We start from the raw sequence: 14,233 nt of genomic DNA, 5'->3' as shown, positions 1-14,233 counted from the left end.
CTCAAAGGTAGTAAATAACAATGTAATTACCCTGAATCTACATGGATCAAACAAAGACTTTTGCTCCTTCTAATAACAAAATGAAATTAAGGATGGCGAAACTTTTTAAAAATTCATTTTCCAAACAGCTCATAATTCTTTTATTTTTGAAATACGCATTTTAAATAAAAAACCATTATGGTTGTAAATAATAGTAATACAAAGTCATACACTTGGGGTGATCAGTGCAAGGCATGGGAATTACTCTTATCTGATCAGGTGATTATCAAAGAGGAACTTATGCCTCCACAAACACAAGAACAACTGCATTTCCACCATAAAACAGACCAATTCTTTTATATTTTAGAAGGTGAAGCTACCTTTAATATAGATCAGAAAAATGTTTCAGTATCTAAAGGAGAGGGCATTGAGATTAAAAGAGAGCAGGTTCACAAAATTGCCAACACCTCTTCTACAGACTTGCGCTTTTTAGTATTGTCATTCCCTGGCAATAGTGCGGATAGAATAAATTTAAAACAATAATCCACCTACATTTTAGGTTGACTAAACCCTAATGAATTGAGTAGAATCTTTCAAACTTTGGCAAAAACTTTTACATTTATTATTTCAATCACTAATGGCAGAGAAATTCGGTAAAACTTGGTGGGGTCAGAAGTGGCTTCAATCCCTTAACAATATTGACTATAGTAATCGTCTTCCACGTGGGAGTACTTATGCTAGAAAAGGTTATGTAACCAAAATTAAAATACAAGGAAATCACATCGACGCTTTTGTACAAGGGAGCAGAATGACACCCTATAAGGTGCAGCTCAAACTTCCTGAATTCTCTGGGGTAGCCTTAAATGATTTTATAGACAAACTTGCCGAAAAGCCTTTATTGATTTCTAAATTGTTTAATAGAGAGTTGGACCCAACATTATTAACCTTTGCCGAGAAGAACGGTTTAAAGATTTTTCCAAAACAGTGGTCGGACATTGAAATGAACTGTAATTGCCCAGATTGGGCAGTTCCCTGCAAACACTTAGCTGCCGTTATATACAAAATCAGTGCGGAGATTGATAACAATCCTTTTTTAGCTTTTGAGCTACATAAGGTAGATTTAATATCCGAGCTCACTAATCGCGGATTGTACTTAGATACTTCGAATGCTGTTGTTGAACCTTTATCTAGTTTCTATCTTAAAGACCAGAAGGTAAAACAAGCTCCTAGAACATTTGATTCTAATAATGCCTATGAAAAGTTATCATATGCAAGTTTGATCCCTCTGGACCAGGCATTAATGGCCTTATTGAGTGAATATCCAGTTTTTTATAATGGCTCTGGGGATTTCAAAACAAAATACCTCACTACCTTAAATAGAATCGTTCGAAATGCTAAACGCATTCTAGATGGAAAAATAGAGCTGAAAGCAATCGCTGGGCAATACCAAGAGAACAAAATTCACGTGAATCCCCATGCAGTTATCGAAGTATTTGTCGATGAAAATCTTGAAGCTTTTATTCAGGTAGATTGTAGCGCTCTTACGCCAATGGAACTCATAGTCGAGTTAGAGGCTGTCCAAGGGACAAAATTGTTAGACTATCAGCCTTCAACTGCATCGCTGTATACAGTATTGCAACTTGCACTTCATCTTATTGCCAATGGTGCCGTGACACCACAAATTGTCATGCTGCCAAACCAAAAATATGCTATTCGCTGGTTACCAGCGATGATCAGTAAGGATGTTCGTCAATTGGTTGATAAGCTTGCTGAAGTCCTTCCTCCAGACATTTTATGCTATTGGGTACCGAAAAAACAAGAAGCAATACAACAAAATGCCGCATTGAATTTGCTATCTATTTTTCTAACGCCTTTAATTCATGAACTATCTGGCAAGGAATCATCAGATTTTTTTCACAATTTTTTCTTTAAAAACAACTCATACTCTTTTACAGATCCCGGTGAGGGAGGAAGACCTGGAGGTATACAAACCTGGTTGCAGAAATTCTATCTCAATCAAGGGGTATACAAACCGCAGGTGGTAGTTTCAGAAACTCCAAATGACGATTTTCTAATTGAGGTAAATGTTTTAAATATAGGGCAGGATCCCGTTTCGTTAAAACAAATTCTAAGTTTAAAAAAATTCGACAAATCTAGATTAGAGATTCTCCAGACCTTGTCAAATCTGATAGATTTTCTTCCAGGCTTGGAAAACTACGTAAATTCAAAAGGGAAAGAAAAGATAGTTCTCGATATTAGGAGATTCACACCCTTTTTATTTCAAATGATACCTGCTATCCGTTTATTGGATATAGATATTCTTCTACCTAAATCACTTCAAAACATCCTCAAACCAAAATCCACCGTAAAAGTATCCGCCACCAAAGGAAAATCATTTATACAACTCGATAAGCTATTTGATTTCAGTTGGCAGGTGGCTCTTGGTGATACAATCATGAGTGAGGAAGAATTTAAAAAACTACTCATTCACTCTGATACCTTATTAAAATTTAAATCAGAATACATTTATGTTAGCCAAGCTGATTTAGAGAAATTACACAAACATTTTTCAAAGGAAAACCATACACTTTCCTCCTTTGAGGTACTTCGTGCTGCATTAAGCGGAGAATATCAAGGTGCTAAAGTAGCCTTAGACAACCAAGTAATAAAGCTGATAAAGCAGCTCAGCCAAATCGAGCAGGAACCGCTTCCAAAGGGATTACATGCACAGCTCCGGCCCTATCAGCATAGCGGTTATTCTTGGATATATCGCAATGCAAAAATTGGCTTCGGTTCTGTAATTGCAGATGATATGGGACTAGGAAAAACATTGCAAGTCATCACTACAATGCTTAAATATAAAGAAGAGGGGTTGTTAGATGATAAAAAGATTTTAGTCATTGTACCCACCGGCCTAATAGCTAACTGGTTGTCAGAAATTGACAAATTTGCACCATCACTAAAGGTGGCTTTATTTCACGGATCTTCTAGGAAAATACCTGATTCTTTCGATATGTTATTAACTTCCTATGGTGTAGCGCGTAGTGATGCAGCTAAATTGAAAAAATTACCATGGTATTCTGTGATTATTGATGAGGCTCAAAACATAAAAAATCAACAGACTGCCCAAACAAAAGCTATTAAAAGCATTAAGGCTGACAATTTCATAGCAATGAGTGGGACTCCTGTTGAAAATCGATTAAGTGAGTTATGGAGTATTATGGATTTTAGTAACCGAGGCGTTTTAGGGAAAATAAAAGATTTTCAAGATAACTTCAGCAAACCCATTGAAATCTATAACGATTCAAATGTTGCAGATAAACTCAAAAAAATATCTGCACCTTTTTTATTACGAAGGCTTAAAACTGATAAATCCATAATCAGTGATTTACCAGATAAAATTGAAATGGATTCTTATGGTTACTTAGTAGCACAACAGGCAAGTTTATATGAGAAAACATTGGAAGCAGCTATGAATGAGATTGAAAACATCGATCCAAGTGACAAAAAGAAACTTTTTGCTCGTCAAGGTCTTGTACTTCAGATGATTTTAGCACTCAAGCAAATTTGCAACCATCCCTCCCAATATCTTAAGGATAAGAATATGGATTCTACTCTTAGCGGCAAGCTTGATTTACTTTTTGAAAAACTAGACAGTATTGTAAATACCTCTGAAAAAGTATTAATCTTCACCCAGTTCCGAGAAATGGGTGAACTATTGCAACACTTCATTGCTGAGCGTTACGGAGAGTCGCCGATGTTCTATCATGGTGGATGCTCGTTAAAACAGCGCACACAAATGGTAAAAGATTTTCAAGACAACCCTGCGGACAAAATTTTTATTTTATCCTTGAAAGCCGCTGGAACTGGGCTCAACCTCACAGCTGCCAATCACGTAATTCATTATGATCTGTGGTGGAATCCTGCTGTGGAGGCACAAGCTACCGATAGAGCTTATCGCATCGGACAGAAAAAAAATGTAATGGTTCATCGACTAATTACAAAAAACACCTTTGAGGAGCGTATCAATGCGATGATTAATTCTAAAAAGGCATTGGCAGAGATGACGGTTTCTACTGGTGAGAATTGGATTGGTAACCTGAGCAATAAGGAACTAAAAGACTTGTTTACACTGGGATAATTCCATAATGGTCAAAAACAAAAAAAGCCTTCAACTTTCTAGCTATTGCTAAAAAGGAAAGCCTTTCATTGGTTTAACTATTAAACCTTCAGCAGCACTCCTGCTACTGAACAACACAACTATCTTTATGTGATTCAAGTCACTGATCTAATTCAGCGCTTTACAATCCTCTTTAACAATAGATTATTTTAAAAAAAGGAATTCACATTATATTATAATAAGTGGTGAACTTATATAAAGTTCAAAAAAATATCAAAGTAACTTATTTGGCAAAGATATAAAATAATGGCAAATGCCTGTTATCATTGTCTTGAATATTTTTCTAACCATACAAGGGAAGCCTACCTATCTAGAAAACATCCAGTAATCAAAATGCAAAATTTTACTTGGGGCTTTTGCTTTAAATATAAAATACACATCGTGAACACCTGTGACTTTCTCTGAAATTTCTGACCTTACTAGCTCCCAACGGTCTTCCCCTCCAGTGAGTGGTACCTTAATCTCTGCAATCTTTTGTCCGTCTTTCGAATCAAGTCGCACTTCTATACTCACATCACCATTATGAACTGTCCCGACACGAGCGGTAAATTCTTTGGCTCCTGTATTTTGAAAATCAACGGATCTAACCATTGTAAAAGCCCCTTTAGCTTCCCCGGTGACATATACTCCTACAGTCTCATTTTCTTTAGCTTTTACCTTTTCTGACCAGGCGATTGTTTCTGCTTCATTTTTACGATAGGGATTTAAAGTTTGTAGAGCCTGCTGAATTCCAGCAGTCATACTCATTTGTTCAATCTCCCCTTTGGAGTTGAAATTAGCCTTTTCTACTGCTACTGATCTTGTAAACCCACTTCCTCCAGGTAGTGCACCACTGTGGTAGAAAAAGTAGGTGTTTCCTTTAAAATCAATAATAGCAGGGTGATTTGTAAAAGATCTTCCTTCTTGAGGCATTACTTTCCCTCTGTAGGTATAAGGCCCAGTTATGTTCTTGCTCGTCGAGTATCCGATATGCTCTGGAATTGGCCCAGCTGCGAATAACAAATAATAAAGATCATCTCTCTTATAGAGCCATGGACCTTCTTCATAGGTTGTGGGTCGTAGCTCATCTTTCTCACCCTCTCGCTTTCCAAAGGATTTAATAGTATTTGGAATTTTACTTATCTCCCCTTCTATGCTGATCATGTCTTCATTTAGTTTGACGTAATAACACTCAGGATTTCCCCAAAAAAGATATCCCTGACCATGATCGTCTATAAAAACCGTAGGGTCTATATCTGCATTACTATTGCTAATTAAAGGTTTGCCTAGTGGATCCCTAAAAGGACCATAAGGAGAGTCTGCAACCGCCACTCCAATGCCATTTTTACCCTCTTTAGAGGTAATGGGTACATACATGTAAAATTTTCCATCCCGTTCAATGGCCTGAGGTGCCCAAGCGTTTTGTTTACCCCAACTAAAATCTCTATACGATAGCACCGTTCCATGATCCGTCCAATTTACCATATCCTGGGTGGTGTATAATCTCCAATCATTCATAGTAAACCACGTAGACTCATCTTCATCATGTGAGGTGTATAAATACAATGTCCCATTGTAAACCATTGGGGCTGGATCTGCAGTGTAATTGGTTTGAATAATCGGATTAGAGATACTTGGGATTGCGGGCAGTTTTATTTCTTGAAGCTCAAGCATTTGTCTTGCATATCTTTTTCCAAGTTTTTGATAACCTTTGGTTGAAAAATGTAATCGATCAGTTACCGCATCGCAGCCTTCGGATGAAATCACATAGCTGTTTGGGATGTGATCTGGCAAGGTGGCTATTATTTCATTCATGCTCCAACAAGCACCTCCTTGCTCTTCACTGACCATTTCACCTGCTAGAAGAGGTACTTGTTTAGGATCTAGATTAAGGTCTTTAATTAAATTATCATAAACCCCTTTTAGTTTTTGTGGCCATGTAGTATCCCCTGTATTGGATTCACCTTGGTGAACCAAAATCCCTTTTATCACGCCGTCTTTTTGGGCGATTTTAGCAAGTTCAACCAATCTACCATAGGGATTACCATCATATTCTTTTACCATGTTTTTTAACCAATCTGGTGATGTATCCACATAAGATTGGTAATTTTCCTTATCAAATAGCTCAATTTTACAACCACCAACAGCTACGTTAATAACACCAACCTGTATATTATCTGGTAAGTATTTGATCATTTCTCTTCCGAAAAAATCTGTTGGGGTCATCCCTGTACTACATCGAACTAATGGCGGTTTAGCAGTATACCAATGACCCATTACCCGGTTTAATTCTGGGCAGTCTACCCCTTGAAGTATCTTAAACCTCGGATCTGTGTCTACAGTATCCTGAGGCTGTATTCTAGCATGACCTTCCATATTGGACTGACCAAAAGCAAGGTATATATGGAAATTGGGATCTTGGGCAGTAGCTTGGCAAATTACCATAAACATTCCAAGATAGATAAGCATTTTTGTTTTCATTGTAATGGCTGTTATTATTATTTAGTTGACGTTACTTTTCTTTTATTTTGAGGATTTAAAAATTGGTTTAATAAAGCTTATAAAATATTGCCAATTCGGCTCTACTGTATGTCCACCTTCATGGATCCTAAAAACGAGCTTTCCTTGGGAAAGAAATTCTCCTACTTCGGGGTATTGTAATGCTGACAACCCTTTTTCTGCGTAGAGTTTGTAGGCCTCACTTGCATGCAAACTGGCTAAAAACATTCCTTTAGCATCGACCCAATTGCCCTCAACACTTGGATCCCCAGCACTTATGAACACTGGTCTTGGGGCAGCGAGCGCTATTAAATGATGAGCATCCACAGGCAAATCATCAACCGTTAAGGGCCCTGCGTATTTTATAAAATTAGGAGCAAACCAATGGTACTCGAAACTAGAGGCCAAATTTTCTAACTGCTCCCCAAAATTACGTCTGAGGATCTTTGTTCCACCAGCTCCAGCAGAACCGATAAATCCTGCAGCAAATCGCTTGTCATAGGCCATGGTTACCATGGCGGCCTTACCATAACGTGAAAGTCCTTCTATGGCAACCTTTTTCTCATTTACCCTCGGGTGACTCTTAAAATAATCGAGTGCTCTACTTGCACCCCATGCCCAAGCTTTTAAGGTGCCCCAATCCTCTAATTTTCGAGGTTCTCCCTTATTTACCAGACCTATGATTCCCGATGAAAGTCCAGCACCATTATCTGCTTGATAACTTGTGGGAATCAAGGAAGCATAACCAAATCCTTCGGCTAACAATTGTTCTTGCCATGGGATTTTCTGCTGCCTTGCTGGATTAAATCCTGCTGGGAACTGCCAATCAAATTTTAATATTACGGGTACCTTTTTATAATCCGTTGGAAGGGTTAAAGTCATTTCAATACACACCTTAATATTAGGGTAAGAGGTATTGTCAACAACCCCTAAAAGCTTTTGAACAACAACTGGGTATTGACCAATTACGGAATCTTTTTCGGCAATCACCTTCCAGTGTACTTCTGGTATCTTCTCTGGAAAACGTCCATAAACCTCAGTGTCAAAAGCTTCATATATTTCTAAACGACGCTCTTCCCACTGGGAAACAGAACTGACAGTAGTGCCATTATTAAAGTTCAGTAATTCTGGCAGTTCAAAGGAGCGTACCTTTGATTCATCTGAATTTGCAGCATTTGGTGCATTTGGATCCCCTGAAGGTCCCGGTCTTAAAGATTCAATACCCAATTTATCCATCATCAATTTATGATCTGCAGTATTTAAACGATTAATACTGTCCAAGGCATGCTGTGAAAATTGGGCGGTCAATGTTCCTGAAAACACAAATAACATCAAAGTAATTAGTGATCGTTGTCTCATCTTATTATCTTTTAATACCCAGGTTGTTTTGAGAAATTATCGCACTAATTCTATTAGTTCTTTCACTACGGGCTTAGCTTGGTTATCACGATCAAAAAGTAGCGGATAATCTGTTCTTCCTCTAACAGGCCAGTTATTTTTCCATGAATTGCCATCGTTAATTCCCCAAAGTGCAACCCTACTTATATGGTCACTATGCTTTAAGAAAAGTTTGAAAAATTTTACATATCGCTGGGTAAACTGTCTTTGGACATCCTCAGGCAGTCCATTGGGAAATGGATTCATCTTATCCTCATAGGTGTAGGTGTCTGAGAGTTCTGCTCCAGCATCACCCCATGGAGACGGAAGCACGCTGAGTTCTAGTTCGGTAATCATAACCTTCCCTAATTGAGAATAAGTCTCTAAACTTTTATCAAATTCTTTTATATCTGGATGGTTTAACCCTATATGCCCTTGCATTCCGATACCATGGATAGGAATGCCTTCATCTTTTAATTTTTTAACCATTTTAACGACCCCATTTCGCTTACTTGGAATAGCCATCGAATAATCATTGTAATACAGCTCAGCCTCTGGATCGGCTTGATGAGCAAATTTAAAAGCAAGTTTAATAAAATCTTCTCCTAAAATTTGATAGAACTTACTATTGCGGTAGCTCCCATCATCCTCAATGGCTTCATTGACCACATCCCAAGAATCTATTCTTCCTTTATACCTTCCAACAACGGTGAAAATATGGGTTTTCATTCGCTCGGTAAGTACTTCTTTGGACACCAAATTACCTTGTTGATCTGTAAAGAACCATCTTGGAGCCTGGGAATGCCATATTAGAGTGTGTCCGTGTATATGCATATTGTTTTTCTCCCCAAATTCTACAAATTTATCGGCAAGCTCAAAGTTAAATTCGCCTTCTTTTGCTTGTATTCTTCCACTCTTCATGACATTCTCAGCAACTATAGAATTAAATTGACTCTGAGCAATGTGCATTTCGCTTGGTTTATTTCCCATTAGCTGCCATGCGTTTAGGGCTGTTCCTATGTAAAATTTATCCTTGTAAGCGTCTTTAAGGGTCATTTGCGTGCTAGGCTCACTTTGGGCTACTGCTTTTTGGATCGTACAGATAGAAAAGCTTATTACTGCATAGCACATTAGTGTCATAATCCTCATATGGGTTCTTTTTAACATACCGTTGTTTATTTAAAAATGCGCTAACCTTGTTATTGTAATGATCTTTTATCAAGGTTGAGTATTGTTGGTTTTTTCTTTATTACTATCAAACAGGTCTCCTAAGCCCAGGAAAGCTTATTAGTATACTGGATTTTAGCGTCACCGCGCTTTCCAATAAACAAGCTTCCTTAGGTTAGGAGAACTATGGTGTGTAAAACTACACTTGACTAAAATTAAATATATGTATGGTTATTTTAAGTATCTAATTCATAAAACTATAGCTATTAAAGTCCTTTTAATGCTTCAGCGAAACTTTGGTACGCTGGCTTTCTGTTCAAATTAATATCCCATAGACCTTGAAATTCTCCTGGTAACCAGCTTGCGTCCTCTGGACTATCACTGATTCCCCATACGGTAATACCATAGCGTTGTTCTTTTGGGACATTATCAATATATGCTTGTACCACATAGGCGTACATCTCCGCTTGAAGTTGAAGAATCTCCTCTGTGGCCTCTGAAGTATTTGTTCTAACATCAAGTTCCGATACCTTAACTAATTTTCCTGTTTGAGCCAGAAGCTTAAACATTTCAGTAATTTTATCTTTATCAGAATCAATACTAATGTGCATTTGAGTTCCAATTCCATCCACTGTAGCCCCTTGACTTTCAATGTAGGACACATAGTCAATCAGACCCTTACATTTGTCTAAATTGTACTCTAAATTATAGTCATTTATAAATAAGAGGTCTTCCGGTTTTCCGAATTCCCGAGCAAGATTAAATGCTTTTACGGCATAATCTTTTCCTAGATAATCTTGCCAGTAAAATTCATCGCTACTTATATCGGAATCGGTTTGGGCGCTTTTTAACTCATAGGGATTTCCGTCATCCATTGGTTCATTAACTACATCCCATGCATTGACATAGGGAAGTCCCGTAACCATAGTTTCAATCCAGCGTTCTAATTCTTGTTCAACGATGGCTTTTTTCACCTCATCGTCTCTTATTAGTATGGTGGTAGACCCGCCACCTCCAGAGGCGCTAGTCAGAGATACATTATCGATATATACTGTTCCTGCAAATTCTCCATAACTAACGATGAGTCTTTGACGGTCAGCTGCCGTTGCGGTTGTGGAAAGTTCAACGCGTTGCCATTCTTGGTTTACGTTTACTTGTCCAAATCCATTGGAGCTGTAATCAGGGCTTTGTAATTCTGGTCGGATGATACCTTCTGCATCCCCTTTTACCCAAAAACTCAGGGTATACATTTCTCCATTAGTCAAAGCTTCTGGAAATTCGTAGACAGATTGTACTTCCCAAAATCCCCCTGTTATCGATGGATTGGTTAAGAAAAATGCCTTTCCTTGATTCCCATATCCAAGACCATCTTGGGTTACGCCCATTTGAGCATTATTACCCCAGCCTCCCCAGCCAGTTCCTGTTTCAAAATCTCCGTTTTCAACCAAATTGCTAACAATCAGGTCACCCTGGGTATCGTATACATAAAGGTTATTAACATCAATTGTATAGGTTACTCCAGCGCTATAACCAAAATCAAAGTTTAAGCTAAAACTATCCCCTGCAAAATCCTTCACTTTGAATCGTACTTCATTCCAAGAAAAACCTGTTTGAAAGAATTCAGTTGCTTCTCCATCTGAATCATAGTCCAACGCGGGGGTATTCTCATTTAAACCTTCGAATGATATTCGTCCTTGTCCAGGCTGGTCTGATTTTATATAAAATATCACTTCGTATTCATGTCCCGCAACCACTGGAATATCTGGAGTGGTCAATCGAACAGCTCCAGGGTCCTCATTTGCTGAGGCTACTTGAATTTCAATAGCATTGGTCCCTTCTCCAATTCCTTGTCCATCTACGATACTTAATCCTTGGCTATTAGTGGTATATCCAGATAGACTCCCATCTTCCAACCCTGCTTTATCCAAATCATTTGGAAAAGAAGGAGATTCAATAACAAGAGGAGCAAGTGTCCCGTTTAAATAACTTGCATTTTGATTGGCGTGCCAGGTAAGAGTGTGTCCAAATACCGAGGTTCCTACGGCTTCTGCCGCCGCGATAAGTTCATTGACCTGCCTTAGTTCTATGGTTCCGTCAGCTTGTACCACAGCACCATGCTTCATTCCGTAACCTAAGGTTAGTTCATGGAAGTTTTTATTGATCAATCGGTAGGCAAGGCCTTTATTGACATAGTCAGATAATGAAACGGCTCCGCCTAATTTAAACTTAGGATTTGAACTACTGTCGATATAACTTTTAAGAGGTTCATATTCATTTAATTCTTCTTGCGCCTGAATAGCTTTTGGTTTTTCCACTGCAAATTCTAATGGATCTAGGTCGGCGCAGGAAAAGACCATAGCTAAAACGCCGCTATATACGAGAAAACGATTTATATATTGCATAATCGATTTTGTTTTAAATTTTATTCTACTACAGGTGAAAAGGTCTCCATGGCCACACCACGATCTCTAAGAACTAGCGTATCTATGGTACTTACAGAAATTTCATCCATGTTCACTTGATACTCTAGGTAAAGGGCATCACGGTCTTCGCCTCCCCAACTTTCCTTCTCTCCATCTTTCACAAACTTCCCACTTCCGCTAGCGGTATACTGATCAGAACCTGCACTAATGGTACAGTTCCCAGCATCATCAAAGCTTAAGATTAAGGTACAGTTCACTGCGTATCCTTCGCTATTTTGAAAAGTCAAGTCCAATGAAGTTTCAGTTAGACTACGCGTTGAAAGCCCTATGACTTGATCATCCTCAACATATTGTTGATGTCTAACCACTGTATCGTCAAGACTTTCATTTCCTGGGGTTCCTTTAATGACATCAACACCACGACGCAAATAATTTCCTTCCCAAGTGTTGATATATTTTACTGCGTATAAGATGTAATCCTTAGGTAAAACATCCCAATCATCCGCAACTGCTTTTCTAGGATTGGCCGCAAGAGGTCTTCCTGACAAAACAGAATCTGCATTGACCACATTGGTCATTTGAAGCGGGATAACATAGTTTCTACTAGTGGCCAGTGGATCCGCAAAAAAAGCATCGCTAAATTGAACCTCCACACCACCAGCAATCTCGCCTTTTGGTATTTTGATCTCGTTGGAATTAAGAGTATAATAATTCTCTGGCATAGGTAGGATCTTCTCACCACCCTCCTCGAAAAGTAGGTTTTCGGTTATAGTGTTATCGACCTGAAAATTGATACGAACATCGCGATCATTGTGGTAAGTCCCTCCAATGGTTGCCATTATTTTGGTCTTTCCTTGGTTGTCTAATGTGGTATCAAAAATATCTTCACCAAAGGTAATTGTCCTCACCGGGTATTGGTAAGCAAAATAAACCGTTTGGAACTGATAGTCATCAAATTCAGCCTTATCATTATGACAAGAAGTCAAACCTGAAAAAATAAGTAATGCTGCTATATAGAGTTTGATTTTCATATTGTTTTCTTTGTTTATAAAAGGGACGGACTTACTACCATCCTTGGTTTTGAATAAGCTTATCATATTTTAAAACCTCACTAAAAGGGATTGGACCATATTGCATATAATCTTCAAAAACCCTATTTTCTACCGTTATGGTTTGATGAGTATTATTAGTGATACTTACTCCACTAGCTGGAGTGGTTAAATCATTTCCCCAGCGACGTATATCCCAAAAACGGAATCCTTCAAAACAGAGTTCTAATCGACGTTCGTTTCTAATAAGTTCTCGCATGCTCGTTGGATCTTGTGCCATAGCCTCTAGATACGCATCTGGTTGGGTAATCCCTGCACGCTCACGTATTCTAGAGATAACATCATAGGCTGAGAAACCATGGGCTCCAGTACCTTTTGGTCCCCAAGCTTCATTAGCTGCCTCAGCGTAAATCAGATATAACTCAGTATAGCGCATTCTTGAGGTATAATGTTGCTGTGTATTATTCACCACAGGGTCTAAATTAACGTCTTGCCTTAGCAGTTTTCTTAGATAATAACCTGTCCTAGTTGAAGTTTCAACAGCATTTAAGGCATCGTTGGTGGTGCCATCGGCTGCTGTAGTAATGGTCACATTATTGGCTCCTGCAGTACTTTGATTCACCACCACATAGTGGTTTAATCTTGGATCTCTATTAGCATAAGGATTTGAAGGATCAAATCCACTAGCTGGATCATCAATAGGATAACCATTTGCCATTGGGAATGCATCCACTAAGTTTTGAGTTGGATTAATCTCTCCCTCACCAAATAGTGTTGGTGGGAAATTACGTCTCTCCAAATCATTGGTTTCTACCACATCAGTTCTCCAAATAATCTCTGGTGGGTTGTTACCACCTCCAATTCCACTTATGATGGAAGTATTTTTATACCAGGTATGTCCGTTTTCTGCAATACCAGCTACGCCTCCATTTTCAACTAGCACCTCAGCGGCGTAATTGGCTACATCAGCCCAAGTGGTAGTACTTCCTTGCGCGTAAGCTGGACTAGCAGCCAGTAAAGCGGCTTGCGCTCTAATGGTTTTAGCTATTCTTCCAGTCATCCTCTGTTTGGCATACTCCCCAAAAACTCGGTTGTAATCCGCTAGGTTTGAATAACCTTCTGGAAGTGTTTCTACGGTTTCATAATCCAAAGGGAGTAGTATCTCTGCTTGGGCTACATCCTGATATAATTGTTGCATACACTGCTCGAATGTGGCTCTTGGCTGATTAAAATCAGATCCAGTTTCTTCTGGTTCCAATAAAATCGGCACCCCTAAAAGTTCACCGTTAGCCCACCCAGAGGAAGTACGTAAAAGGTAGTACATATACAATGCTCTTAACCCGTATGCCTCTCCTTTAAGTCGATCGTTAAACATCTGACTAATTTGCTCATCTGTAGACCAAGTAACTTTATCGGCCTCTGCTAAGAAGATGTTGATATACTGAATTGCGGCACGTGCGTTTCTCCATTGATCAAAAGGATTGTTTTGAGCGGTCCACTGCCCAGTGGCAACCTCGCGGTAGTTGTTACTATTTACCGTACCAACAGCATTACTAACCGCATCGTCCGTGGCCACATCA

Annotated in this window: 8 protein-coding genes; 2 read left to right on the top strand and 6 right to left on the bottom strand. The window is 38.8% G+C overall.

The genetic code is table 11. The annotated features are described in order from the left end of the window. Positions 1 to 177: 177 nt before the first annotated feature. Together VKY50_RS09300 and VKY50_RS09295 are read left to right on the top strand one after the other, a co-directional pair. Positions 178 to 522: a cupin domain-containing protein gene (locus VKY50_RS09300; protein ID WP_008991269.1), complete on the top strand. Its 345-nt coding sequence runs from the start codon at positions 178 to 180 to the stop codon at positions 520 to 522. Between the two features lie 94 nt (positions 523 to 616). Continuing rightward, positions 617 to 4,120, top strand: coding sequence for a DEAD/DEAH box helicase (locus tag VKY50_RS09295; RefSeq protein WP_324301137.1), 3,504 nt, complete (start codon positions 617 to 619; stop codon positions 4,118 to 4,120). Between the two features lie 345 nt (positions 4,121 to 4,465). Here the strand turns inward: VKY50_RS09295 and VKY50_RS09290 are convergent, their stop codons facing one another. The 6 genes from VKY50_RS09290 to VKY50_RS09265 form a co-directional block, all read right to left on the bottom strand. After that, positions 4,466 to 6,619: a family 43 glycosylhydrolase gene (locus tag VKY50_RS09290; RefSeq protein WP_324301135.1), complete on the bottom strand. Its 2,154-nt coding sequence runs from the start codon at positions 6,617 to 6,619 to the stop codon at positions 4,466 to 4,468. Between the two features lie 42 nt (positions 6,620 to 6,661). Next, positions 6,662 to 7,996, bottom strand: a complete 1,335-nt coding sequence (locus VKY50_RS09285; RefSeq protein ID WP_324301133.1) for a glucuronyl esterase domain-containing protein — start codon at positions 7,994 to 7,996, stop codon at positions 6,662 to 6,664. 36 nt (positions 7,997 to 8,032) lie between these two features. Further along, positions 8,033 to 9,181 (bottom strand): endo-1,4-beta-xylanase, encoded by a 1,149-nt coding sequence (locus VKY50_RS09280; protein ID WP_324301131.1) that lies wholly within the window; start codon positions 9,179 to 9,181, stop codon positions 8,033 to 8,035. A 266-nt stretch (positions 9,182 to 9,447) separates the two neighbouring features. Then, positions 9,448 to 11,583: an endo-1,4-beta-xylanase gene (locus tag VKY50_RS09275; protein WP_324301129.1), complete on the bottom strand. Its 2,136-nt coding sequence runs from the start codon at positions 11,581 to 11,583 to the stop codon at positions 9,448 to 9,450. Positions 11,584 to 11,603: 20 nt separating this feature from the next. Then, positions 11,604 to 12,635 (bottom strand): DUF5627 domain-containing protein, encoded by a 1,032-nt coding sequence (locus VKY50_RS09270; RefSeq protein ID WP_324301127.1) that lies wholly within the window; start codon positions 12,633 to 12,635, stop codon positions 11,604 to 11,606. A gap of 34 nt (positions 12,636 to 12,669) precedes the next feature. After that, on the bottom strand, positions 12,670 to 14,233 hold a 1,564-nt coding region (locus tag VKY50_RS09265), incomplete at its 5' end, for a RagB/SusD family nutrient uptake outer membrane protein (protein WP_324301125.1).

Origin of the sequence: Galbibacter sp., from assembly GCF_035306585.1 — a bacterium.
Lineage (GTDB): Bacteria > Bacteroidota > Bacteroidia > Flavobacteriales > Flavobacteriaceae > Galbibacter.
The sequence above is the reverse complement of the archived record's forward strand: the minus strand, read 5'-3'. Positions and strand labels throughout refer to the sequence as shown.

Bases quoted from the DNA above. Each gene is read 5' to 3' on its own strand.
- VKY50_RS09300 (WP_008991269.1), top strand. From the start codon at position 178: ATGGTTGTAAATAATAGTAATACAAAGTCATACACTTGGGGTGATCAG.
- VKY50_RS09295 (WP_324301137.1), top strand. From the start codon at position 617: ATGGCAGAGAAATTCGGTAAAACTTGGTGGGGTCAGAAGTGGCTTCAA.
- VKY50_RS09290 (WP_324301135.1), bottom strand. From the start codon at position 6,619: ATGAAAACAAAAATGCTTATCTATCTTGGAATGTTTATGGTAATTTGC.
- VKY50_RS09285 (WP_324301133.1), bottom strand. From the start codon at position 7,996: ATGAGACAACGATCACTAATTACTTTGATGTTATTTGTGTTTTCAGGA.
- VKY50_RS09280 (WP_324301131.1), bottom strand. From the start codon at position 9,181: ATGTTAAAAAGAACCCATATGAGGATTATGACACTAATGTGCTATGCA.
- VKY50_RS09275 (WP_324301129.1), bottom strand. From the start codon at position 11,583: ATGCAATATATAAATCGTTTTCTCGTATATAGCGGCGTTTTAGCTATG.
- VKY50_RS09270 (WP_324301127.1), bottom strand. From the start codon at position 12,635: ATGAAAATCAAACTCTATATAGCAGCATTACTTATTTTTTCAGGTTTG.